This window comes from Streptococcus saliviloxodontae, assembly GCF_016908655.1.
GTDB lineage: Bacteria > Bacillota > Bacilli > Lactobacillales > Streptococcaceae > Streptococcus > Streptococcus saliviloxodontae.
Genome location: NZ_JAFBEI010000035.1, coordinates 1 through 23,316, shown reverse-complemented (window position 1 = coordinate 23,316; position 23,316 = coordinate 1). Strand labels below are relative to the sequence as shown.

General features: G+C 41.0%; 23 protein-coding genes and 1 pseudogene. 23 read left to right on the top strand and 1 reads right to left on the bottom strand.

Going from position 1 to position 23,316, the window contains the following annotated elements; genetic code table 11:
* Nucleotides 1–200: 200 nt before the first annotated feature.
* Nucleotides 201–2,354 carry an LTA synthase family protein gene (locus JOC31_RS08020; RefSeq protein ID WP_205017643.1) on the bottom strand — a complete coding sequence of 718 codons (2,154 nt, stop codon included), beginning with the start codon at nucleotides 2,352–2,354 and terminating at the stop codon, nucleotides 201–203.
* 132 nt (nucleotides 2,355–2,486) lie between these two features.
* Here JOC31_RS08020 and JOC31_RS08015 point away from each other — a divergent pair, with 132 nt between their 5' ends.
* The 23 genes and pseudogenes from JOC31_RS08015 to JOC31_RS07910 all read left to right on the top strand — a co-directional run bounded on the left by JOC31_RS08015 (nucleotide 2,487) and on the right by JOC31_RS07910 (nucleotide 23,204).
* A complete protein-coding gene (locus JOC31_RS08015) occupies nucleotides 2,487–3,653 on the top strand; it encodes a class I SAM-dependent rRNA methyltransferase (protein WP_205017642.1) in 1,167 nt (388 codons plus the stop codon).
* A complete protein-coding gene (gene aroD / locus JOC31_RS08010; RefSeq protein ID WP_205017641.1) occupies nucleotides 3,650–4,327 on the top strand; it encodes a type I 3-dehydroquinate dehydratase in 678 nt (225 codons plus the stop codon). Before JOC31_RS08015 ends, aroD begins: the two co-directional genes overlap by 4 nt.
* Complete coding sequence (locus JOC31_RS08005) at nucleotides 4,317–5,186, top strand: shikimate dehydrogenase (RefSeq protein ID WP_205017640.1); 870 nt, start codon at nucleotides 4,317–4,319, stop codon at nucleotides 5,184–5,186. Before aroD ends, JOC31_RS08005 begins: the two co-directional genes overlap by 11 nt.
* An 11-nt stretch (nucleotides 5,187–5,197) precedes the next feature.
* A complete protein-coding gene (aroB, locus tag JOC31_RS08000; protein WP_205017639.1) occupies nucleotides 5,198–6,265 on the top strand; it encodes a 3-dehydroquinate synthase in 1,068 nt (355 codons plus the stop codon).
* Complete coding sequence (gene aroC / locus JOC31_RS07995) at nucleotides 6,266–7,432, top strand: chorismate synthase (protein ID WP_205017638.1); 1,167 nt, start codon at nucleotides 6,266–6,268, stop codon at nucleotides 7,430–7,432.
* A gap of 28 nt (nucleotides 7,433–7,460) precedes the next feature.
* Nucleotides 7,461–8,567 carry a prephenate dehydrogenase gene (locus tag JOC31_RS07990; protein ID WP_205017637.1) on the top strand — a complete coding sequence of 369 codons (1,107 nt, stop codon included), beginning with the start codon at nucleotides 7,461–7,463 and terminating at the stop codon, nucleotides 8,565–8,567.
* A 14-nt stretch (nucleotides 8,568–8,581) separates the two neighbouring features.
* Nucleotides 8,582–8,923, top strand: a complete 342-nt coding sequence (locus tag JOC31_RS07985) for a YlbF/YmcA family competence regulator (RefSeq protein ID WP_205017636.1) — start codon at nucleotides 8,582–8,584, stop codon at nucleotides 8,921–8,923.
* Nucleotides 8,924–8,980: 57 nt separating this feature from the next.
* Nucleotides 8,981–9,901: an L-lactate dehydrogenase gene (locus JOC31_RS07980; protein ID WP_205017635.1), complete on the top strand. Its 921-nt coding sequence runs from the start codon at nucleotides 8,981–8,983 to the stop codon at nucleotides 9,899–9,901.
* Nucleotides 9,902–10,122: 221 nt separating this feature from the next.
* A complete protein-coding gene (gene aroA / locus JOC31_RS07975; protein ID WP_205017634.1) occupies nucleotides 10,123–11,406 on the top strand; it encodes a 3-phosphoshikimate 1-carboxyvinyltransferase in 1,284 nt (427 codons plus the stop codon).
* Nucleotides 11,399–11,875, top strand: a complete 477-nt coding sequence (locus JOC31_RS07970) for a shikimate kinase (RefSeq protein WP_205017633.1) — start codon at nucleotides 11,399–11,401, stop codon at nucleotides 11,873–11,875. The genes aroA and JOC31_RS07970 overlap by 8 nt, the downstream gene beginning before the upstream one ends.
* A complete protein-coding gene (pheA, locus tag JOC31_RS07965) occupies nucleotides 11,872–12,696 on the top strand; it encodes a prephenate dehydratase (protein WP_205017632.1) in 825 nt (274 codons plus the stop codon). Before JOC31_RS07970 ends, pheA begins: the two co-directional genes overlap by 4 nt.
* 43 nt (nucleotides 12,697–12,739) lie before the next feature.
* On the top strand, nucleotides 12,740–14,080 hold the full coding sequence (locus JOC31_RS07960; protein WP_205017631.1) for an LCP family protein: 1,341 nt from the start codon (nucleotides 12,740–12,742) through the stop codon (nucleotides 14,078–14,080).
* Nucleotides 14,081–14,218: 138 nt separating this feature from the next.
* Nucleotides 14,219–14,800, top strand: coding sequence for a uracil-DNA glycosylase family protein (locus JOC31_RS07955; protein ID WP_205017630.1), 582 nt, complete (start codon nucleotides 14,219–14,221; stop codon nucleotides 14,798–14,800).
* A 49-nt stretch (nucleotides 14,801–14,849) separates the two neighbouring features.
* Entirely contained in the window at nucleotides 14,850–15,524 is a 675-nt protein-coding gene (locus JOC31_RS07950) for a response regulator transcription factor (RefSeq protein WP_205017629.1), read from the top strand.
* Complete coding sequence (locus JOC31_RS07945) at nucleotides 15,514–16,632, top strand: sensor histidine kinase (RefSeq protein ID WP_239551730.1); 1,119 nt, start codon at nucleotides 15,514–15,516, stop codon at nucleotides 16,630–16,632. The genes JOC31_RS07950 and JOC31_RS07945 overlap by 11 nt, the downstream gene beginning before the upstream one ends.
* Before the next feature lie 84 nt (nucleotides 16,633–16,716).
* A pseudogene (locus JOC31_RS10025) lies at nucleotides 16,717–17,994 on the top strand (M13 family metallopeptidase); the annotation flags it as partial.
* Complete coding sequence (locus JOC31_RS10020) at nucleotides 17,983–18,750, top strand: M13-type metalloendopeptidase (protein WP_338058841.1); 768 nt, start codon at nucleotides 17,983–17,985, stop codon at nucleotides 18,748–18,750. The pseudogene JOC31_RS10025 and the gene JOC31_RS10020, both read left to right, overlap by 12 nt.
* A gap of 18 nt (nucleotides 18,751–18,768) precedes the next feature.
* Complete coding sequence (locus JOC31_RS07935; protein ID WP_205017626.1) at nucleotides 18,769–19,803, top strand: alpha/beta fold hydrolase; 1,035 nt, start codon at nucleotides 18,769–18,771, stop codon at nucleotides 19,801–19,803.
* Between the two features lie 16 nt (nucleotides 19,804–19,819).
* A complete protein-coding gene (locus JOC31_RS07930) occupies nucleotides 19,820–20,830 on the top strand; it encodes an alpha/beta fold hydrolase (protein WP_205017625.1) in 1,011 nt (336 codons plus the stop codon).
* Between the two features lie 22 nt (nucleotides 20,831–20,852).
* A complete protein-coding gene (locus JOC31_RS07925; RefSeq protein WP_239551728.1) occupies nucleotides 20,853–21,734 on the top strand; it encodes a CPBP family intramembrane glutamic endopeptidase in 882 nt (293 codons plus the stop codon).
* Nucleotides 21,735–21,883: 149 nt separating this feature from the next.
* Complete coding sequence (locus JOC31_RS07920) at nucleotides 21,884–22,324, top strand: VOC family protein (RefSeq protein WP_205017624.1); 441 nt, start codon at nucleotides 21,884–21,886, stop codon at nucleotides 22,322–22,324.
* A gap of 9 nt (nucleotides 22,325–22,333) precedes the next feature.
* Nucleotides 22,334–22,702: a VOC family protein gene (locus tag JOC31_RS07915; protein WP_205017623.1), complete on the top strand. Its 369-nt coding sequence runs from the start codon at nucleotides 22,334–22,336 to the stop codon at nucleotides 22,700–22,702.
* Nucleotide 22,703: 1 nt separating this feature from the next.
* Nucleotides 22,704–23,204, top strand: a complete 501-nt coding sequence (locus tag JOC31_RS07910; protein WP_205017622.1) for a phage tail protein — start codon at nucleotides 22,704–22,706, stop codon at nucleotides 23,202–23,204.
* Nucleotides 23,205–23,316 lie beyond the last annotated feature (112 nt).

Here is a 23,316-nt window from a genome sequence, read left to right as displayed (position 1 = left end):
TTCTCATCGCTTTAAACATGCAAAAAGAGAGAACCAATCTGATTCTCTCTCGCTGCTGATTATAAGTCAACCCACTACAGTTGACGAAGAGCCCATTATATAAGAACGACTAAAACAGATTATAAAAAAGCTCAGAAGAAAACACTAAAGGAGTTCTTTCTGAGCTTTTTATATGGTTCTGTAAATCTTGCTGATCCTATCTAGTTACTTGATTTAGATGAGCTGCTGGTTGTGGTTTCTGTTTGGTGAAGCTGCATATAGCTTGGTGCATTAAAGATGCTGACGGTAGAATTATTACCATTTTGACTATATAGGCTAGTTGACTTGCTACCAAGTTTCTTCTCGACAGCTTTTTCTTGTTCAAATTGTTTCGAGTAGGATATGTTTGAGGTATCAACGGTTTTCAGACCATTATCAGTGTCAAATCGAAGCAGGTCTCCTGTTTGGATGGAGTCGCTAATAGATAGTTGAGTAGCCACTGCTTGTTTGATCGTATTTGTTGCATCTTTAGTTGCTTGATCAGGGTTGGTTATTTCTTGGCCTGTCTGAGTGTAGTAGAGGTGGCCTTTATAACTTGTATATTCTGGCGTAATGTAATAGCCAGAAGTTCTGAGAGCAACTGTTTGTTTATTATCCTTTGATAATAAGTCTTGTCCAACCTGAGAATACTTGCTTGTATCAATACCTAGAATATGAAGGAGTGTTGGAAGTGCATCGACTTCCCCACCATAGGTCGTTTGGATGCCTCCATCAGTATAACCTGGAATGTGAATCATGAACGGAACGCGTTGTAGCATAGCGTTGTTATATTCTGTCCAAGTTTGAGAATCTTTTCCTAGGAGAGGTGCCAAGCTTGTGTTACGTGAATCAGAGATACCGTAGTGATCTCCGTAAAGAACGATGATTGACTTATCGTATAGGCCAGTTTCTTTCAGGTAATCAAAGAACGATTTCAAAGCAGCATCTAAGTAGTTTGCTGTTTGGAAGTAGCCATTAATCGTTTCATCGTCTGTCTGGGCGAGTGGGAATCCTTGTTCGCTACTTTCGTTGCTTAAGCTGCTATAAGGATAGTGGTTAGATACTGTAATAAATTTAGCATAGAAGGGTTGTTGCATCCGTTCCAAGTATTGGATAGAATCTTTGAAGAAATATTTATCATTGAGTCCATACTGGAAGGAATTGGTTTTATCTTGTTTTTGGAAATAATTGGCATCAAAGAAGTAATTATATCCCCATTGTTTGTAGGTGTTATTGCGATTCCAGAAGGAACCTACGTTACCGTGGAATACGGCACTGGTGTAGCCTCCTGTTTGAGAAAGAATGGATGGTGTTGCGAATGCGGTGTTATCGCCACCATAGTTAACCATGTAAGAGCCACTATTGAGACCAAATAGAGAGGTTTCCATCATTGTTTCTGCATCAGAAGTTTTTCCTGCCTTCACTTGGTTGAAGAAGTTTGAGAAAGCAAGTGTTGAATTAGAATTGTAAAGTGAGTTTAAGAAAGGAGTCACTTCATAGGACTGATTATTAACGGTTAGTTTGTAATTAATTAAAAATTGTTGGAAACTCTCCAAGTGGATAACAATAACATTTTTACCTTTTGCAATACCGTAGTAGCGATCGTTTGGCTTAGCATAGTGACTTGAAATATATTCTTTTGCTTTTGTTAGGTCGTCTGCAGATGCTGAGCTTCTTTCTTTTTGTGCCTGGTAAGTTTGATTGGCGCTATAAGCTGTAAAGGCAGGTAACCCGATTGAACGTACGATGTAATAGTTAGAGAAGCCACGCGTCAATAGTTCAGGTCGATCGATTTCTGCCATAAAGAGATTGGCTGAGAACAGCATACCTGACAAAGCAGTGATGGCAAAGCTAGCTCTTTTATTAAAGGGTCTCTTATCTGTTTTTAAACGCTTGGTGAAGAACAAGAATCCTAAAACGAAGAAATCAATAATAAATAAAATATCCCAAACCCTTAAGAGGTTTAGGGCAGAATCACCGAGACCGGCTGAAGTTTTAGAACTAGCTAACATGGCACTAATCGTAATGAAATCTGAGAATTCACGGTAGTAAATAGCATTAGCGATTAGAAGAATATTAATGATAGTGTATAGAACCCAAGTGGTCGTATAAAAAACTTTGGTATTTTTAATGTAGAGGGCTAGTCCGATAAAGAGTAACCCGAGCGGTAATGGATTGATAATAGACAAGAGGAGTTGATAAGATGTTTGTATGTCTAACCCGAAATCAACATTGTAAGCCCAGAGTGATTTTAGCCAATAGCAAATGAGTAGGGCAAAAACGAATCCGAGTCGAGTGCTTAGGACTCTACCTAAAGCGGTACTTATTTTTTTCATGAGTGCTGTTTTCCTCGAATAAATTTCCTAAATAACATTTCACTCTTAATTATACCATAATTTCAATAGCACTTCTGCTAAAAAAATTGATGCTTACTATCGTATTGTTAGAATTTTTGGTATAATGTTACTATGAAAAAACTATACATAGAAGCGATTGCTGAAAAGAAGATTAAAAGAGGTATTCAGCTCCTAGACGGAAAGGATTTTTCGGGATTAGAATTAGATGACTGTTTGGTGACACTTTATAGTCAAAAATCTAGTCGATTTTTAGGAACTGCCTATTTATCTAAACAGAATAAGGGGGTAGGGTGGCTTATTTCACGTCAAGAGGTATCTTTGAATGAGACATTTTTTGAGAGGTTATTTTCAAATGCCAAGCAAAAACGTCAGGTATTTCAAGAGTCTGACTTGACAACAGCCTATCGTCTTTTCAACCAAGACGGGGATCAGTTTGGTGGTTTTACGGTTGATTTATACAATGAATACGCTCTTTTTTCATGGTACAATACCTATGTCTATGAGATGAAAGAGACGATCGTTTCGGCTTTTCAAAGGGTCTACCCAGAAGTGGTTGGGGCTTATGAGAAAATTCGTTTTAAAGGACTTGATTTTGAGTCAGCCTTTTTATATGGTCAAGAAGCACCAGAGACATTTATTATTCGTGAAAATGGTGTGAATTACCAAGTCTTTCTAAATGATGGTCTGATGACAGGTATTTTTCTAGACCAGCATGAGGTCAGAGATTCTTTGGTGAATGGTTTGGCTTTGGGGAAATCAGTTTTAAATATGTTTTCTTATACAGCAGCTTTTTCGGTAGCGGCAGCTATGGGAGGAGCAAGTGAGACAACATCAGTTGATTTGGCTAAACGCTCAAAAGAATTGTCTGAGGCTCATTTTATTGCAAATGGCTTTGATTTAGACAATCATCGTTTCGTTGTTATGGATGTTTTTGACTATTACCGATATGCCAAACGTCATGGTTTGACTTATGATGTGATTGTCATTGATCCACCTAGTTTTGCTAGAAATAAAAAACAGACTTTCTCTGTGGCGAAAGATTATCATAAATTGATCGCACAAGCCTTGGATATTCTTAATCCAGGGGGGACGATTATTGCTTCTACAAATGCTTCAAACCTCAGCGTTAAGCAATTTGAAAAACAATTAGAGAAGGGATTTGGTCAAGTGAAGCATAGCTACAGTGACTTAAAGCAACTTCCAAGTGATTTTACAGTAAATAAAAAAGATGAAAGTAGTAATTACCTCAAGGTATTTACAATTAAGGTTAACAGATGAAGATTGTAGTTCCAATTATGCCAAAGAGTCTCGAGGAGGCAAATCAGTTAGATCCTGCTAAGTTTGAACATGCTGATCTTATTGAGTGGCGAGCTGATTTTTTGGCTAAAGATGATATTTTGACAGTGGCGCCAGCTATTTTTGAAAAGTTTGCTGGGTTGGAAATCATCTTTACGATTCGTACAGACAAGGAAGGTGGACGTATATCTCTGACAGATGAGGAATACGTTACCTTGATTAAGGACGTTGATAGCCTTTATCATCCAGATTTTATTGATTTTGAATATTTTTCATACCAGTCCGTTTTTGATAAAATGCTAGAATTTCCAAATTTAGTTCTTTCTTATCATAATTTCGAAGAAACACCTGAGAATTTGATGGAAGTCTTTTCTGAGCTGACAGCTCTAGCACCTCGTGTGGTTAAAATTGCAGTCATGCCAGAAAATGAGCAGGATGTCTTGGATGTGATGAATTATACTCGCGGTTTCAAAACGCTTAATCCAGAACAAGCTTATGCAACCATGTCAATGGGTAGTCTTGGGAAATTATCGCGTTTAGCAGGCAATATCACAGGTTCTTGTTGGACTTTCGCTAGCTTTGAACAAGCTAGTGCGCCAGGTCAAATTTCACTAGCAGAGATGAAACGTTTCAAGGAGGTACTTGATGCAGATTGATGGACACACACGTTTAGCAGCAGTGGTGGCAACACCTATTAAACATTCTATTTCACCCTTTATCCATAACTATGCTTTTGACAAAACAGGTGTCAACGGTGTTTATGTAGCTTGGGATATTCCAGAAGAAGATGTTCAAGTAACGCTTGAAAATGTCAAACGTTACGACATGTTTGGGGTCAATATCTCTATGCCCTACAAGCAGACAGTCATTCCATACATGGATGAGTTGACAGATTCAGCTCATTTGATTGGGGCGGTCAATACGGTCATCAATCGTGATGGAAAGTTGATTGGTCATAATACGGATGGTATTGGATTTTTCCGTAGTTTAGCAACTTTTGCTGATTTTGAGGTTAAAGATAAGGTGATGACGATTCTTGGTGGTGGCGGAGCAGCCACAGCCTTGATTGCTCAAGCAGCGCTTAATGGCGCTAAAAAAATCAATATCTTTAATCAGACTGAGTTTTTAGAAGCGACACGTGACAAAGCAGCGGAGCTTTCTTCAAAAACAGGAGTGTCTCTAGACGTTTTCCCTGTCGAAGATTTGGCGCTCATTCAAGAAAAAGTATTAGCATCAGATCTTTTTGTTAATGCGACTAGTGTGGGAATGGATGGGAAGTCTATGATTATCAATGAGGACTTTGAGTTTCCAACAGGCTTGACAGTAGCAGATGTTATCTATCAACCTTTCGAGACCCCCTTCTTGAAATTAGCTCGCAGTAAAGGTTTGACAGCCCTTAACGGTCTTGGTATGCTGCTTTTCCAAGCAGCAGAGGCGTTTGAAATCTGGACTGGAAAAGAAATGCCAACGGAAGAAATCTGGCAAGCACTCGCAGAAAAATACGATACAAAGTAAGGAGTAACCTTATGAAATTGAATGTAAATCTACCGCATCATCCTTATGATATCATCATTGAAAAAGGGTGTCTTTCTAAGGCTGGACAGTGGGTCAAGAGCTTGTGGCAACCACAAAAAATCACTATCATCACTGATAATCATGTCGGCTCTCTCTATGCAGAGAAGGTCAAGTTGGCTATTCAGGATGCTGGTTTTGAAGTGATTGTCTTTGACTTTTTAGAAGGTGAAGCAAGCAAAAATTTGACGACAGTCAATAAAGCCTATGACTTTATGATAAAAAATGGCATGACACGCAGTGATGGTGTTATCGCTCTTGGTGGTGGCGTTGTTGGTGATTTGGCAGGTTTTGTCGCATCAACTTATATGCGTGGGATTCACTTTTTGCAAATTCCAACATCATTGACAGCTCAGGTAGATTCATCAATTGGTGGTAAGACTGGGGTTAATACACCACTTGCCAAAAATATCGTGGGAACATTTGCCCAGCCTGATGGTGTCTTGATTGACCCAGAGGTGCTTGAAACACTTGGTCAACGTGAGTTGATTGAGGGGATGGGAGAGGTTGTTAAGTACGGTTTGATTGATGATATTGAACTCTGGCAGCTTCTGGGTCAGATGGAAGGTAGTCCACAGGCTATTCTTGAGCATGCAGAAGAGATTATCTATCGTTCTTGTGATGTCAAACGTAAGGTTGTTGTCGCAGACGAAAAAGAAGGTGGCGTTCGTATGTATCTTAATTTTGGGCATACGATTGGTCATGCTATTGAGGCGACTGCAGGTTATGGCAAGGTTATGCACGGTGAAGCTGTGGCAATTGGAATGGTTCAGATTTCTCGTGTAGCAGAGCAAAAAGGTCTCATGCCTAAAGGCATCACTGAGCAAATCATTGCTATGTGTGATAAATTTGGTCTGCCTGTTGATCATGAGCCTTGGAAGGTTGATGAGCTCTACACAGCTCTTACCCATGATAAAAAGGCGCGTGGCAATAGTATCAAGACGGTCATTGTTCCTGAGATTGGTAGTGCTGCCATCAATCAGATTCCATTAGAAGAAATGAAAGAGTATTTGGTGAAGTAAATGAGATATTTAACAGCAGGTGAGTCACACGGCCCACGTTTAACAGCGATTATCGAAGGGGTACCAGCGGGGCTACCTCTAACAGCAGAAGATATCAATAAAGACCTTAAACGTCGTCAAGGTGGTTATGGTCGTGGTGGTCGAATGAAAATTGAATCAGACCAAGTTGAAATCACAGCAGGTGTTCGTCACGGTAAGACAACAGGAGCTCCTATTACGCTTAATGTTACCAATAAAGATCACCAAAAATGGTTGGAAATTATGGCGGTTGAGGATATCGAAGATCGCTTGAAAACAAAACGTAAAATCACGCATCCACGTCCAGGTCACGCAGACTTGGTTGGTGGGATGAAATACCGTTTTGACGATCTGCGCAACTCTTTGGAGCGTTCATCAGCACGTGAAACGACTATGCGTGTGGCAGTCGGAGCAGTTGCTAAACGCATCCTAGCAGAACTTGATATTGAGATTGCTAATCACGTTGTTGTCTTTGGTGGTAAGGAAATTGATGTGCCAGATGGTTTGACAGTTGATCAAATCAAGGAATTGGCACAACAGTCAGAAATTTCAGTTGTCAACCAAGACCGTGAGCAGGAGATTAAGGATTACATTGACCAAATCAAAAAAGAAGGGGACACCATCGGTGGTGTTGTTGAAACTATCGTTGGTGGCGTTCCAGCTGGTCTAGGTTCTTTTGTACAATGGGATACCAAATTGGATGCTAAATTGGCTCAGGCAGTTGTTTCTATCAATGCTTTCAAGGGTGTTGAGTTCGGTGTTGGTTTCCAAGCGGGTTACCGTAAAGGATCTGAGGTTATGGATGAAATCCTTTGGAATGAAGAGGAAGGATACACACGTCGTACCAATAACCTCGGAGGTTTTGAAGGTGGTATGACCAACGGACAACCAGTTGTTGTTCGTGGCGTGATGAAACCAATCCCAACGCTCTATAAACCCTTAATGTCTGTCGATATCGAAACGCACGAGCCGTACAAGGCGACTGTTGAGCGTTCTGATCCAACGGCTCTTCCAGCAGCAGGTGTTGTTATGGAATCTGTTGTAGCAACCGTTATGGCTCAAGAGATTTTGGATAAATTCTCATCTGATAACTTAGAAGAGTTGAAGGCTGCCGTTGCGGCTCATCGTGACTACGTAAAACATTTCTAGAAAACTCCTATGAGTGAAAGATAACTATATGTCAAAAAAAGTAATTTATGTTGCGGGTCTAGGACTTATCGGTGCATCTCTAGCCCTAGGTATCAAGCGAGGACATCCTGATTATGAGGTTATCGGTTATAATCGCTCAGATAAGTCTCGAAATATCGCTTTAGAGCGTGGTATCGTGGACAGAGCGACAGGAGATTTTGCAGAATTTGCTCCCTTGGCTGATGTGATTATTTTGGCTGTTCCGATTAAGCAGACCATTGATTTTTTGGAGCAATTAGCAGAGCTACCTCTCAAGGAAAATGTCATTATCACAGATGCAGGTTCAACAAAGAAAGCAATTGTTGATGCTGCAGAGCGCTTTTTACAAGGAAAAGCAGTGCAGTTTGTCGGCTCACACCCTATGGCAGGTTCTCATAAGTCAGGTGCTGTTGCTGCAGATGTAACTCTCTTTGAAAATGCCTATTATATTTTCACACCATCTGTGTTAACGACAGAGACAACCATTCCAGAACTCAAGGACCTATTATCAGGGACCAAGGCTCGTTATACTGAGATTGATGCCGCAGAGCATGACCGTGTGACCAGTCAGATTTCGCATTTTCCGCATTTGCTTGCTTCTAGTCTTATGGAACAGGCTGGTGCTTATGCTAATGACCATGAGATGACCAATCGTTTTGCGGCAGGTGGTTTCAGAGACATGACCCGTATCGCTGAGAGCGAACCAGGTATGTGGACCAGCATTCTCATGACTAACAAGGACGCCGTTAAGGAACGGATTGAGGACTTTAAAGGACGTCTTGATCGTATCAGCCAGCTTTTGGATACTAATGATGAAAATGCTCTCTGGGAATTTTTCGAACATGGTCGTCAGACGCGTAAGCAAATGGAAATCCATAAATGCGGTGGTGTTGAAAGCTTTTACGATATTTTTGTGGATGTTCCCGATGAAGAAGATGTAATTTTGAGTATCCTTGAGCTTTTGCGAGGAACATCTTTGGTCAATATTCGCATTAACGAGGAAAATCGTGAAGATATCAGCGGTATTCTACAACTTAGTTTTAAAAATCAAAAAGACATGGAGCGAGCTGAGAAGATTATCTCCGAGAAAACGGCTTACTCAGTGAGCATCATTTAGAAAAGAGAATAGTAATGTCAAATATTTATGATTTAGCCAATGAATTGGAACGTGCCATCCGTGCCCTTCCAGAGTATCAAGCTGTTGAAAAACAACAAGCAGCTTTTCAAACAGACCCAGAAAGCAAGGCTCTTTTTGATGAGTTTGTAGCTTTCCAACAAAAGTTGTACACACAGATGCAGACAGGTCAAATGCCTTCACAGGAAGACCAAGAAGCTCTTCAAGCCTTGGGAGAAAAAATCGAAGCGAAACCAGCTTTGAAAGCCTTCTTTGATGCTCAACAAGCACTAGGTGTTTACATCAATGATTTGGAGCGCATTATCTTTAAACCGCTTCAAGATTTAAGTCAGAAATAATATGAAAAAGAGTGGCAGAGCTACTCTTTTTTTGGAATATGTAAGGAGAAGATAAGAATGCGAAAAATTGGAATCATCGGAATGGGAAATGTCGGTTCAGCTCTAGCCCATACCTTAATCTCACAAGGAGTAGCGGATAGCTATGTTTTTATCGATACCAACGAGTCTAAATCTCAGGCAGATGCCTTGGATTTTGAAGATGCTATGGCGAATATGAAAAGCTTTGCCAGTATTACAGTTAATGACTACGCTGCTTTAGCAGATGCTGATATTGTGGTCTCGGCTTTAGGAAATATTGCTTTGCAACATAATGCAGGTGAGGATCGTTTTGCTGAATTTCCTTTTACGAAGCAAGAGGTAAAATCAGTTTCTAAGAGGCTTGTGGAAGTTGGTTTTAACGGGATTTTGTTGGTTATTACCAATCCATGTGATGCTGTTTGCGCCCTCTATCAGCACTATACAGGTTTACCTAAAGCGAGGGTATTTGGTACTGGGACGCTGTTAGATACGGCTCGAATGAAGCGTGCCTTAGGAAAAGCTTTTTCTGTGCATCCTAAGAGTGTCTCTGGATACAACCTTGGGGAGCATGGTAATTCTCAGTTTGTTGCGTGGAGTCAGGTCACCTTGAAAGGACAGTCCATTATGGCACTGACGACAGAAGAGGAGCGAGAGGCTCTGAATTTAGCTGCTTTAAAAGGGGGGCATACTGTTTTTTATGGCAAGGGTTACACCAGCTTTGGAATCGCTGCTAGTGCAACTCGTTTGATAGAGGCTATTTTTACAGATAGTAAAGAGGTTCTTCCGGTCTCATCTTATCAAGAATCCTATCAGACCTATCTTGGCTACCCTTGTGTTATTGGTAGAGAAGGTATTGTTGAAACACCTTCACTACAGTTGACAGCTGTTGAATATCAAAAATTATCAGCGTCAGCAAGATTGATTGCCAGCAAGGTGCAATCTGCCTTGTCAGAAGCATAATTGTATTGTAGAGAGCCTTAGTGTTCAAATCATTTCTTGTGATAATGTTTGATTAGGCTCTAGGAAGTCGCTGTTGTCACTAAAAAGAAGACCGAAAGGTCTTTTTCTTTAGCCGTGATTGTATCAAGATAATTTTTAAGCTAATTGGAGGTGCTATCAAAATTTTCAGATATTTTATGATACAATAGAAGTAAACGATATACTAGTATGGGAGTAATGTCATGAAATTAAAAACAAATGTTAGCCATTTAAGTGGGACGATTCGAGTTCCTGGAGATAAATCTATCAGTCACCGTTCCATCATGTTTGGAAGCCTTGCCAAGGGTGTGACCAGAGTCTATGATATTTTGCGCGGTGAGGATGTCTTATCAACCATGCAAGTCTTTCGTGATCTCGGTGTCCAAATTGAGGACAAAGGAGAGGTGGTTGAGATTCACGGTGTTGGCTTTGATGGTCTAAAAGCACCACAAAATAAACTGGACATGGGAAATTCAGGGACGTCTATCCGTCTGATTTCAGGTGTCTTGGCTGGTCAGGATTTTGAAGTTGAGATGTTTGGGGATGATTCCCTTTCAAAACGTCCAATGGATCGCGTCACCATTCCACTAAAAGAGATGGGCGTTGAGGTCTCTGGTCAGACGGACCGTGATCTTCCTCCTCTTAAAATGCATGGTAGTAAGCATTTGAAAGCGATTAATTATCAGCTTCCAGTTGCTTCGGCACAGGTTAAGTCCGCCCTTATTTTTGCAGCCCTTCAAGCAGAAGGTGAGTCAGTCATCATCGAGAAGGAAAAAACGCGTAACCACACGGAAGATATGATCGTCCAGTTTGGTGGTGAGATTGCTGTCGATGGTAAGGAAATCCGTATCTCAGGTGGGCAAGAGTTCACTGCTCAAGAGGTGACTGTCCCTGGTGATATCTCTTCAGCAGCCTTTTGGTTAGTCGCAGGGCTTATCGTGCCAAATTCAAAAGTGGTTCTTGAAAATGTCGGTATCAATGAAACACGTACAGGTATTATTGATGTAATCAAGGCTATGGGAGGTAAGATCGAGCTGTCTAACATCGATGAGATTGCCAAGTCAGCGACAATTACAGTTGAAACGTCAGACCTTAAAGGAACAGAGATTTCAGGTGACATCATCCCTCGTTTGATTGATGAGTTGCCTATTATCACGCTGTTGGCGACGCAGGCTAATGGTCAAACGGTCATCAAGGACGCTGAAGAACTCAAGGTTAAGGAAACTGACCGTATCCAAGTTGTTGCAGATGCTTTAAATAGCATGGGTGCAGATATCACACCAACAGATGACGGAATGATCATCCAAGGGAAAACGGCTCTTCACGGTGCGACGATCAACACCTTTGGCGACCACCGTATCGGTATGATGGCTGCTATTGCAGGTTTGATTGTGGAGGAGGGAGACCTTGTCCTTGAGCGTGCAGAAGCTATCAATACCAGCTACCCAAGTTTCTTTGATCATATGGAGGCACTTGCAAATGGCTAAAATTATTATTGGTTTTATGGGCTCTGGTAAGTCAACTATCGCCAAACTACTAGACCCAAACTATATTGACATGGATGCCGTTATTACAGACCGAATTGGTATGTCTATTGCAGACTTCTTTGATAAGGAGGGCGAACCTGCCTTTCGTCAGATTGAAAGTCAAGTTTTGGCTGAATTAGCCAATTCTGATGCTGTCATTTCGACAGGTGGTGGTGTTGTTGTTACAGAAGCTAACCGTCAGATTTTGGCGTCTAATGACCAGACCATCTACCTTAAAGCTGATTTCGAAACGCTTTGCAATCGTATTGAAGGCGATCAGGTCAATGTTCGTCCTCTCTTTGTCAACAATAGCAGAGCTGATTTCAAGGCGATTTTTGATGGACGTCAGACTTGGTATGAGCAAGCAGCTACCCAAATCATCGATGTCGCTAATAAGACACCTCAGGAAATTATCGAGGAAATCAAATGAAAGTTGGCTATCTAGGACCATCAGGTTCATTTACCCATAACTCAGCCCTCAAGGCTTTTCCCAATGAAGAATTGATCCCATTTGCCAATATTACAGAGGTTATCAAATCTTATGAGGAAGGCTTGGTTGATTATGCTATCGTACCTGTCGAAAACTCTATAGAAGGATCCGTCCATGAAACATCGGACTACCTTTTTCATCAAGCAGATATTAAGACAGTGATTGAGATCATTCAGCCTATCAAGCAACAGCTGATGGCGACAGATGATCAAAAGGTGATTGAAAAAATCTTTTCACATCCGCAGGCTATTGCGCAAGGGAAAAAGTTCATCAAAGAAAATTATCCTGAAGCTAAAATTGAAGTGACTGCCAGCACAGCCTACGCAGCACGCTTTGTGGCACAACATCCGGATAAGCCGTTTGCGGCTATCGCCCCTCATGCAGCTGCAAAAGAATATGGCTTGACAGTTATCGCCAAGGATATTCAGGAAATTGAAGAAAACTATACACGCTTCTGGGTGTTAGGTCAGCAGTCCAGAGAACTAGACTTGCCTAGGTTAGCCAGTAAGGTGTCACTAGCCATCACCTTGCCAGATAATTTACCGGGAGCTTTGTATAAAGCTTTGTCAGTTTTTGCATGGAGAGGCATTGACTTGACCAAAATCGAAAGTCGTCCCTTGAAAACAGTTCTGGGAGAATACTTTTTCATTATTGATTTTAAAAATGATAACGACGATTTAGTTGGCTATGCTTTGGAAGAATTGACTAGTTTGGGAATTAATACTAAAGTTCTTGGTCAATATAATGTTTACCGAATTTAGAAAAGTACATTTAGGAAATAAAATTAAAGTTTGAGAATGAGAGATGAATAGACATGACAGTAGTCGTTTGACGCGACATGAACAGTTGCGCTATGATTATCTCCTGAAAAATGTCCATTATTTAGGTGATAGAGAAAAAGAGGAATTAGATTACTTGACGGCTAAGTTGAGTCAACCGATTGATCAAGTAGTTTATGAAGAAGAGGCTTATATAGCTTCTGAGCCTTATCGTACGGAAGAGGTGTCAACCCCTGTTGAGACGGATCACTATACTGAACAAGGTTTGCCACAGTATCCCCAAATGTCTCGTCAAAAACAGACCAAGCCACGTCGAACAAAGCGTGCGATACCTAAAGCTAAGAAGTCTAAGAAAGAGAAAAAAGCAAAGCGAAATCGAATTCTTTTAGGAGTTTTGACCATTGTATTACTCTTTTTTGGAGCACTGATTTTTAAATTCGTCAAAGGAATGCAAGACGTTAGCTCAGGAAGTAATCAGTACAGTCCAGCTGTTAAAGAAGTCTTTAAAGGCCAAGATACGCAAGACGGTGTCAATATTTTAATTTTGGGAAGTGACCAGCGTGTGACGCAGGGTTCTGTCGACGCTAGGACAGATACTATCATGGTGCTCAATGTTGGTAATAAAGAAGGAAAAATTAAGCTTGTCAGCTTTATGCGTGATACCTTGATTAATATTCCAGGCGTTAGTTACAGTGATTATTCATACGACCAAAAATTGAATGTCGCTTTCAACCTTGGTGAACAAGATAATGGTCAGGGCGCAGAGTATATGCGTCAGGCATTGAAGAACAACTATGATATTGACATTAAGTATTACATGATGGTTGATTTTGAGACCTTTGCCGAAGCCATTGATACCTTGTTCCCTAAAGGAGTTGAAATTGATGCGAAATTTTCAACGATTGATGGTGAGGAAGTTTCATCGGTTGAAGTTCCAGATGATTTGAATATGAAAGATGGTATTGTACCGAATCAGACAATTTCAGTAGGGAAACAACGAATGGATGGTCGGACGCTGTTAAACTATGCTCGTTTCCGTAAGGATGACGAAGGAGACTATGGACGCACCAAGCGTCAACAACAAGTTTTAGAAGCTGTTGTTAAACAAGTTAAAAATCCAACAAAACTGTTTACAGGTTTTGAAGCCTTAGGTAAAACCTACTCACTAACCTCAACCAATCTCACTTTGAAGAATATCATGGGATTGGGAATCAAGAATGTAGGGAACTTTTCAAAGGGTGTCCAACAAACAACCGTTCCAGAAAATGGTGACTGGGTAGACGAATACGATATGTACGGTGGTTTAGGTTTATCCGTTGATTTTGATAAATACAAGGAAAAATTATCATCGCTAGGTTTACGCTAATATTGAGCTAGACGTGATGTGAATGAAATAGGGAGAGATTTTTTGGAATCTTTTGGCTTATGTGGGGTGGGAAAACGAACTCTTGTTTGAGACATAGAGTGGTTTCTCACTCTTTTTTTGATAGGAAAGGGAATGTTTATGGAGACAATTGAGTCTTTGACGGCAGCAATCATGGCTGATCCTCAAAATAGTAGTTATACAGCATCTGGTATTAAGCCTCTTTTTACCATCCCAAAAACTGCTAAGATTAATATTATTGGGCAAGCACCAGGCATAAGGGCTCAGGAATCGGGACTATATTGGAACGATCCAAGTGGGGACAATTTAAGAGAGTGGTTAGGGGTTGATAAGGCATTTTTCTATCAATCAGGTTTGTTTGCTGTGACTCCTATGGATTATTACTTTCCGGGTGTTGGAAAGTCAGGGGACCTGCCACCGAGGAAGGGATTTGCGAAAAAGTGGCATCAACAAACCTTAGCCCTTGCTCCTAATATCGAACTCACCTTGCTCATAGGTAGTTATGCCCAGCGTTATTATCTACATCAGAAGTCTTCTGCTCGTTTGACAGAAACGGTGAAGCACTACGCTGATTATTTACCGGAGTATTTTCCTTTAGTACACCCTTCTCCACGTAATAACATTTGGCAGGCGAAAAATCCTTGGTTTAAGGACGAGGTGATTCCAGAGCTGCAAAAGAGAGTAGCCCGTATAGTGAGATAGTCTACTAGGGCTGTTGAAGGCTTATGAGTGATAGAGAAAGGATTTTTGGATGAAAATTTTAGTGGTTGAGGATGAGTTGGATTTGCTACAATCTCTTGCCGAAGGGCTACGCCTGTCTGGTTATGTGGTCGATACGGCATCAGATGGAGAAGCTGCAGAGGAGCTTATCTATGTTGAGACTTACGACCTAGTCATTTTGGACATCAATCTCCCTAAGCGCAGCGGCTTTTCAGTGCTGGAGGAAGTCCGTAAGTACAACAAGGAAGTCAATATTATCATGCTGACAGCACGTTCTGATGTGGAAGATCGGGTGTCTGCACTTGATATGGGAGCCAATGATTATCTGCTCAAACCCTTTTACTTTGAGGAATTAGAAGCAAGAATAAGGTCACTCTTACGTCGGAAGTCTTTTCAGCAGGACAGTCAATTAAGGTGCGGGCGTTTGGTATTTGACACCAGCAGTCGCAAGGTGACTATTGATGGCAATGAGTTGAGCTTGACGCGAAAAGAGCTTGGGATTTTAGAATACTTGCTGCTTAATCAAGGGCGTCATATCAGTAGTGAAGAGTTGATCGAACACGTTTGGGAAGGTGATAGCAATAGTTTTTCTGGTACGGTGCGCGTGCATATTGCTAGTTTACGAAAGAAATTAAAGACATTGTTAGGTCACAATATTATTCATAATGTTATTGGGAAAGGGTATATCATTGAAGATGAAACTTAGTCAAGTGAGAGACTTGAAAAAGTCTGTTATCGGTCAATTATCCCTAGCGATTATCTCTGTCTTTGTTGCCATGACAGTCTTGTCCAATCTGCTCATCAATTGGTACCAAACTCACCTGACCAATGAAATGCTCGCAGGATTTCAGGCCAGTGCAGCGGAGAAAAAAGAGACGTTAGTTTTGGTAGATACGACCTACATTCAGTCGATGTGGGAGTTTCGGACTTTTTCAATCGGTGTGGTAGTGGTGACGATTTTATTGGGTTCTGCTATACTTTATACCCTTATCAAGCGTATCATGAAACCCTTCAAGGATTTGGCAGACACCGTTGCTGCCATCAATAGCGATAATGTGATGGATTATCAGAAGGATTTGGCAACAGTCGGTAGTAGTCGTGAGATGGAACAGTTAACAAGAGCTTTTAATCAAGCTCTTGGTAAGGTTTATCAATCCTATGAACGAGAGCGCCGCTTTTCAAATGATGTAGCCCATGAATTGCGCCTACCCCTAGCGATTATGCGTAGCAAGATTGACCTCTATCAAAAGCAACCAACAGATACCCAAGCTTTTGTCGCTAGTATGGATACCAGTCTTGAACGCCTCTCACATCTGGTTGAGGGAGTGCTTTTATTCAGTCGTCAGAACCAGATGAATCTTGCTCAAGTTGCTCTTAGAGATCTGCTTGAGGAGATTTTATTTGACCTTGAGGAAATGGCAGAGCAAAAGCAGATTAGTCTGTCATTAACAGGAGATCATCCAATCTTAACGAGTGATGACCAGCTACTGGCGCGTGCGCTCTATAACCTGATTGAAAATGCCATCAAGTACAATGTGACCAATGGTAGTGTACAGGTTTACATCGAAGACCAGTCAGATCAGATTGAGTTGACTATTAGAGACACTGGTATCGGTATCAGTGACGAAGACAAAAAGCGTATCTTTGACCTCTTTTACCGGGTGGATGACAGCCGAAACTCAGCCATCAAAGGCTATGGTATCGGTCTCAGTCTTGCTGCCAAAATCGTCAAACAGCTCCATGGAGACATTGTGGTGGAAGATAATAAGCCTCGAGGGACAGTTTTTAGAATAATCTTGAAAAAGTTGAGTTAAAGACTCAGCTTTTTTGATTTCTTAACACAGATTTAACACCTAGCTTGCTATACTGATGACGTACTAGAAAGAGAGGTATAAGTTTTGAAAAGAAAATCATATTTAAAATCAATGGGTGTGCTCACCTTAGCAGTCTGTCTGTTATCAGGATATGTGGTTAAAGATGTCGTCGCAATGACCTCTGTGTCAGCCAGTGAGAAGACCTCTAATAAGATTAGTCCAAGAGAAAATCTCTACAAGGCTGTCAATGGTAATTGGCTAGCAAACACCAAGCTAGAAAAAGGACAGGCGACTATTAGTAGCTTTTCTGAAGTGGAAGACAAGCTAAAAAAATTACTGGTGTCTGATATGACAAAAATGGCTTCTGGTGACATTAAGCCAACCAATGCTGAGCAGGAAAAGATGGTAGGCTATTACAAGCAAGGCATGGATTTTAAGACGCGTGACAAGCAAGGGATGGAACCTTTGAAACCTTTTTTGGAAAAGATTGAAAAGGTGACATCGATGAGTGACTTCCAAAATCTCGCTTATGACTTTATGATGGGTGGCTTTGCTCTGCCATTTTCATTAACGGTGGAAACCAATGCTCAAGCCAACAGCCAAAAGCAGTTGGTTCTCCGTCAAGCACCCTCACTCTTAGAATCGCCTGACCAATACAAGAAAGGTAATAAGGAAGGTGAGGCAAAATTATCTGCCTACAGAGAGTCGGCTATGGCTTTGCTTAAGCAAGCAGGTAAAAGTGAGTCTGATGCTAAGAACTTAGTTAACAGAGCCCTTGCTTTTGACAAACTATTGTCAGAGAAAACACAAGTTGATCCGAGCAAGATGACTGCAGAAGCCGATACAGCTGCAGCTCGTTATCATCCAGAAAGCATGGAAACAGTCGATGGCTACGCTAAAGAGTTCAGTTTCAAAGACTTGATTGACAAACTGGTCGGTCCAACAGACAAGGCAGTCAATGTGGAAGACCAAGGCTACTTTAAACAAATCGGTGATGTTCTAAACAGTAAACAGCTGGACAACATGAAGGCCTGGATGATGATAGCCTTGATGATTGACCAGTCTGAGCTTCTTGGTGAGCAAAATCGTCAAGCGGCTAGCACTTATAGAAATCTAGCTTCTGGGCTCACCCAGATGGAGGATAAGGAAAAAAATGCCTACACACAATTAGAATATACTTTTGGTCATGTCTTGGGAGACTACTATGGTAAAAAGTACTTTGGTGACGAAGCTAGAAGAGATGTCGAACACATGGCGCAAAAAATCATCGCAGTCTATAAAGAACGTCTTAAAAATAACACTTGGCTATCGGAAGCGACCAAGGCTATGGCTATCAAAAAGTTGGACAACATGAAGCTTATGATTGGCTATCCTGATGACTACTCTGACCTCTATCGTCAATACCAGGTGGATAGCAAGGCAAGTTTCTTTGAGAATACTTACAACTATAAGAGACTCTCTCAAGAATTAACCTTTGCAGAGTTTAATCAGCCAAATGACCGAGGATCTTGGCAGATGAGTGCTAATGCTGTCAATGCTTACTACGATCCTAATACCAATGCAATTGTCTTTCCAGCTGCTATCCTACAGGCACCGTTCTACGATAAGACGAAATCTGTCAGTCAGAACTATGGTGCTATCGGCGCCATCATTGGACACGAGATTTCTCACTCCTTTGACATCAACGGGATGAAGTACGATGAAAATGGGAACTTGCATGACTGGTGGAGCAAGGAAGACTTGAAACACTATAAGACAAAGACTAAGGCTATGATTGAGCAATGGGATGGTCTCAAGGCTGATGGAGGTAAGGTTGATGGCAAATTGACCTTGGCTGAAAATATCGCAGATAATGGCGGTGTCATGTCAGCACTTGAAGCACTCAAAACGGAAGACAATCCTAACTATAAGGAATTCTTTGAATCATGGGCAAGTGTCTGGCACCAAAAATCAACCAAGGAGCAGAGCATGGCTTCGCTTCAGTCGGACATCCACGCGCCTTACGAACTCAGGGCAAATATTCCTGTTCGCAATTTCCAAGAATTTTACGATGCTTTTGGTGTCAAAAAAGGTGACCCAATGTATCTGAAACCAGAGAAACGCCTAACATTATGGTAATAACTAAAAGGAGAAAACATGACTAAACTAAGTAAATTATCTGTGCTTGCCCTGTCTCTTGTACTTTGCACAGCTTGTACGGCAAGTAAGCAACCTCAACAATCACAAGCCAGCCAGCCTAAGCAGGAAAAATTGACTGCCAAGCAGAAAGCAGATGCCAAAAAGGCTGAAGAAGCAGCAGAGCAAGAAATGGTAGCTAAAGGAGCAGTTGATTTAAGCAAATATCAGGCAAAGCCAATCGAAGACTATGGTCAAAAAGTAGATGTCGGTGATGGCAAGAAGATGAACATTTACAGCATGGGAGAGGGAAAAATTCCAATCGTGATTTTCCCAGGACAGGCTGAAATTTCGGCTCGATATGCATATAAGAACCTGCTTGACCGTCTTGGCAAAAAGTACAAGATTTATACCGTCGAACCGCTGGGCTATGGGCTTAGCGACCTGACTAATAAGCCACGGACTATCGAAAACATTACCAAAGAAATTCACACAGCTCTGGAAAAAGTCGGCGTTAAGAATTTCTACCTCATGGCTCACTCACTTGGCGGCATGTATTCTCTTAATTATGCCAAGACTTATTCAAGTGATGTCAATGGCTTTATCGGTATGGATACCAGCACGCCAGATATGGAAGGCGACGGCACAACAGAAGAGTCATCATCTTCAACCTTGAAATGGGCACAATCCATTCCAGATGTTGATGAAAAGACCAATGAGCAGTATTTGTCCATCGGCGCTAAAAAATTCGGAAATAAAACAGAACGTGACGAAGACAAGCGTGTCAGCGAAAATCTTCATAAGATGAAAAAGGTCAAATTCCCTAGAGGCATGCCGGCCAAATACTTCCTAGCTAGCGAGTCTGCCGATGATATCAAAATGCGTAAGCAAGTATTCCCTAAATTAAAAGACTGGGATCAGCAGCACATCGACCTTTCTGAAGATCCAAAGGATGTTTCCATTGAAACCTTAAATGCTAGCCATCTCATCTACCATACTCAATATGAACACATGGCAAAAGCTATCGATGAATGGATTCAAGCGCATGAAAAATAAAAGGTAAGGAGAAGTCATGAACAAAATCAGCAAACTATCCGTTCTTGCCCTGTCACTTGTGCTCTGCACGGCCTGTGCCGCAAATAAGGAAAGTCAAAAAGCACACGACAGTCAGCCACAGCAGGAAAAATTAACACCTAAACAACAGGCTGAAGAAGACAAGGCCAGAGAAGCCTCAGGTGCAGTTGATTTGAGCAAGTACAAGGCACAGCCTATTGAGGATTATGGTCAAAAAGTCAATGTTGGAAATGGCAAGAAGATGAACATTTATAGCATGGGAGAAGGCACCATTCCGATAGTCGTGATTCCAGGTCAGGCTGAAATTTCAGCCCGCTATGGCTATAAAAATTTGCTGGACCGTCTGGGTAAAAAGTATAAGATTTATACGGTCGAGCCATTAGGCTACGGTCTTAGTGACACGACGGACAAGCCACGTACGATTGAAAATATCACTAAAGAAATCCACACTGCTCTAGAAAAAGTCGGCGTTAAGAATTTCTACCTCATGGCTCATTCACTTGGTGGGATGTACTCTCTTAACTATGCCAAGACTTACTCGAGTGATGTCAAAGGATTTATCGGCATGGACACTAGCACACCAGATATGGAAGGAGAGGTAACGACTTCTTCGGACAAATCAACCTTCAAATGGGCACAGACTATTCCTAATGTCGATAAGACAGTCAACGAACAGTACTTCTCTATCGGAGCTAAACATTATGGCAATAACACCTTGCTCGATGAAGACAAGCATGTCAGTGAAAACCTTCATAAGATGAGGAAGGTCAAATTCCCTAAAGGTATGCCAGCCAAATATTTCCTAGCCAAACAGTCTGATGATAGCATCAAGATGCGTCAGCAAGAATTCAAGAACCTGAAAGATTGGGATCAGCAGCACATTGACCTATCAGAAGATCCAGATGACGTTTCCATTGAAAAATTAGACGCTACCCACCTGCTCTATCAGACTCACTACGAACAAATGGCACAATCTATTGACGAATGGATTCAAGCCCATGAAAAATAGCAGATTGGAGAAAGGGGTAACAATGGCAAAACTAAAAGACCTATTCCGAGACAATGTCCTCTGGCTTTGTTTTCTGAGCTTTGCTCTTTTCCTGATAGGAGACCTCGTTTCTGGTTTCCTAAATCCGATTCCTTTACCAACATTTTTTAGCAAAGGGTTTCAATACACCTTTAACATGTATGCTATATTTTGGGGGATATGGGCTGTCACCTTACTAGTCGTTTTGACATTTAGAAAGAAAAATAAGGTCGTCCTAGATGCCATAAGGCCCAACAACACAGGAAATACTTTGAAAAAGCTACTTCTAGGTTTTCTAATTGGCTTTCTTCTCAATGGTATTTGTGTTCTAGTAGCCTTTTGGCACGGAGATTTCAAACTTTATTTTGATAAGTTTGAGCCCTTTCATTTGTTACTCTTATTTCTTGTGGTTTTTATTCAATCATCAGCAGAAGAAGTGGTTTGTCGCGGTTTTCTGTATCAGAGAATTAAGGCGCGTTATCAGAATATTACCTTTGCTGTTATCACGAACTCCCTCCTCTTTGCCGCGTTACACTTAGAAAATGATGGAATATCAATCTTAGGATTTACAGACCTCCTCCTCTCAGGGATTTTCTTTAGCCTGTTTGTGGCAAAATATGATAGCTTGTGGATGGCTATGGCCTGCCACACCACTTGGAATTTCACCCAAAACATTATTTTTGGTTTACCAAATAGCGGTGCTAGGTCGCAATATGCCATTTTTATGATGAACAAATCTAGTGCAGTGAGCAGCTTTGCCTTTGATAAAACCTTTGGTCTTGAGGGAACAATCCTGTCGGTAGCTGTGACTTGCGTTGCTAGCATAGCTATCTACAACTGGGCGAGAAAGAGACCTCAACCCAAACAGCAACCTCAAAATGATTAGAAGAGCGGTCTTGATAGATTTTGTAGTGATAGTTTATAACATCAGAACCAATATTTTAATCAGAAACTTGAGTTGTTCGATAAGTTAAAATAATTGATTTTGATATTACTAAATAGTATGATTTACATTTAGGAAATGAGGTAATTAAGATGATTAAATCACTAGAACTTTATCTGGTAACAGACAACAATGGTTTGGAAGCTGTTGACTTCTATAAAGAGGTTTTCAATGCTGAGGTTGTGTCTTGCACAACATTTGGTCAAGCTATTCCAGACACACCTGAAGAAAATAAAAATTTGGTTTTAAATGCTAACTTGAATATTGGTGGCATTCGCCTTCAATTGTCGGACAATGGTTCAGGTCACCCTTACGTTCAAGGGATGAACATGACAGCATGTATTCAGTTGGATGATGCAGAAGAAGCGAAAGCTATTTTCCAAAAAATGGAAAAAGAAGCGCAGCGCATCGATATGCCAATGCAAGAAACACCATGGAGCCCAGCTTACGGTATCGTTGTAGATAAGTTTGGTATGACATGGCAAATCAATACTGAAATCGAAGGTTTCGTGTCTGAGACAGTAACATTCTAAGGAGGAATGATGTTTTCTAAAAAAACAGCTATTATGCTTTATGTTGATGATGTCGCTAAAGAGCGTGAGTTTTGGTCAGCTATCGGTTTTCAGGTCTCACCTTCAACTGAAATGATGGGATTTGAGAGCTTTGATATGAGCCCTCAAGAGGGGTCAGACCTAACTTTCACAGTCTATGCGAAAGACTTTATTCGCCAAGTCTCTCCAGAAGTAGTAGACATGGCGCCAAGTGTTCTTTTTGAAACATCTGATATTGACGCCTTGCAAGCACGTGTGGCAGAAGTGACAGATACTGTTAGCCCAGTTAACCAAGAGCCTTTCCCTAACTTCAATTTTGCGAACCCAAGCGACCATTATTTCGCTGTAAAAGGGGTTTAATATGATTATTGATTTCAAAGAGGTTTCTACTCAGGGTTTGGAAACATCTCCAGTAGCAGATGCCTTGGCAGGACTACGTGCCAATGAAGCTCGCTATTTTTGGAATAAATTCAAAATCCCCTTTGAAACCTATCCAGTGGCAGATAAAGCTGACTTGATGGCTGATATTGACGCACTCTTAGCGCGTGAGCGTGATCTTGTTTTTGCTGCTAAACCACTTGAAATTGCTCAGGTCTTTCTAGAGGATCGTATCCTATGGACGCATGTTTTCTATGAGGATGGCTTGGCTATCAACGTTCTTTATGAAATGGATAATCCTAAGAAACGTGCTGTTGGTCTTAAATTATCTGACGGCATGGAAATTCCAGTAGAATTAGTTGATAAGTTTAAATTTGCTCGCCAAAAATCAAAACTAGCAGGCATTATTCGCGGTTCTTACTTTACCCTTAAAGGTGATAATGAAGAGCTGATGAATAAGTGGTTGAACAATATGACAACATAATAAAAAGCTTGGATTTATGAACTGCACCCCAAAAGTTAGACACAAAATCTAACGAATGGGGTGTTTTTTGATGAAATTAACGTATGAAGATAAATTAACAATATACGAGCTT

Coding starts and splice junctions, on each gene's coding strand:
- JOC31_RS08020 (WP_205017643.1), bottom strand. CDS start 2,354: ATGAAAAAAATAAGTACCGCTTTAGGTAGAGTCCTAAGCACTCGACTC.
- JOC31_RS08015 (WP_205017642.1), top strand. CDS start 2,487: ATGAAAAAACTATACATAGAAGCGATTGCTGAAAAGAAGATTAAAAGA.
- aroD (WP_205017641.1), top strand. CDS start 3,650: ATGAAGATTGTAGTTCCAATTATGCCAAAGAGTCTCGAGGAGGCAAAT.
- JOC31_RS08005 (WP_205017640.1), top strand. CDS start 4,317: ATGCAGATTGATGGACACACACGTTTAGCAGCAGTGGTGGCAACACCT.
- aroB (WP_205017639.1), top strand. CDS start 5,198: ATGAAATTGAATGTAAATCTACCGCATCATCCTTATGATATCATCATT.
- aroC (WP_205017638.1), top strand. CDS start 6,266: ATGAGATATTTAACAGCAGGTGAGTCACACGGCCCACGTTTAACAGCG.
- JOC31_RS07990 (WP_205017637.1), top strand. CDS start 7,461: ATGTCAAAAAAAGTAATTTATGTTGCGGGTCTAGGACTTATCGGTGCA.
- JOC31_RS07985 (WP_205017636.1), top strand. CDS start 8,582: ATGTCAAATATTTATGATTTAGCCAATGAATTGGAACGTGCCATCCGT.
- JOC31_RS07980 (WP_205017635.1), top strand. CDS start 8,981: ATGCGAAAAATTGGAATCATCGGAATGGGAAATGTCGGTTCAGCTCTA.
- aroA (WP_205017634.1), top strand. CDS start 10,123: ATGAAATTAAAAACAAATGTTAGCCATTTAAGTGGGACGATTCGAGTT.
- JOC31_RS07970 (WP_205017633.1), top strand. CDS start 11,399: ATGGCTAAAATTATTATTGGTTTTATGGGCTCTGGTAAGTCAACTATC.
- pheA (WP_205017632.1), top strand. CDS start 11,872: ATGAAAGTTGGCTATCTAGGACCATCAGGTTCATTTACCCATAACTCA.
- JOC31_RS07960 (WP_205017631.1), top strand. CDS start 12,740: ATGAATAGACATGACAGTAGTCGTTTGACGCGACATGAACAGTTGCGC.
- JOC31_RS07955 (WP_205017630.1), top strand. CDS start 14,219: ATGGAGACAATTGAGTCTTTGACGGCAGCAATCATGGCTGATCCTCAA.
- JOC31_RS07950 (WP_205017629.1), top strand. CDS start 14,850: ATGAAAATTTTAGTGGTTGAGGATGAGTTGGATTTGCTACAATCTCTT.
- JOC31_RS07945 (WP_239551730.1), top strand. CDS start 15,514: ATGAAACTTAGTCAAGTGAGAGACTTGAAAAAGTCTGTTATCGGTCAA.
- JOC31_RS10020 (WP_338058841.1), top strand. CDS start 17,983: ATGAAGCTTATGATTGGCTATCCTGATGACTACTCTGACCTCTATCGT.
- JOC31_RS07935 (WP_205017626.1), top strand. CDS start 18,769: ATGACTAAACTAAGTAAATTATCTGTGCTTGCCCTGTCTCTTGTACTT.
- JOC31_RS07930 (WP_205017625.1), top strand. CDS start 19,820: ATGAACAAAATCAGCAAACTATCCGTTCTTGCCCTGTCACTTGTGCTC.
- JOC31_RS07925 (WP_239551728.1), top strand. CDS start 20,853: ATGGCAAAACTAAAAGACCTATTCCGAGACAATGTCCTCTGGCTTTGT.
- JOC31_RS07920 (WP_205017624.1), top strand. CDS start 21,884: ATGATTAAATCACTAGAACTTTATCTGGTAACAGACAACAATGGTTTG.
- JOC31_RS07915 (WP_205017623.1), top strand. CDS start 22,334: ATGTTTTCTAAAAAAACAGCTATTATGCTTTATGTTGATGATGTCGCT.
- JOC31_RS07910 (WP_205017622.1), top strand. CDS start 22,704: ATGATTATTGATTTCAAAGAGGTTTCTACTCAGGGTTTGGAAACATCT.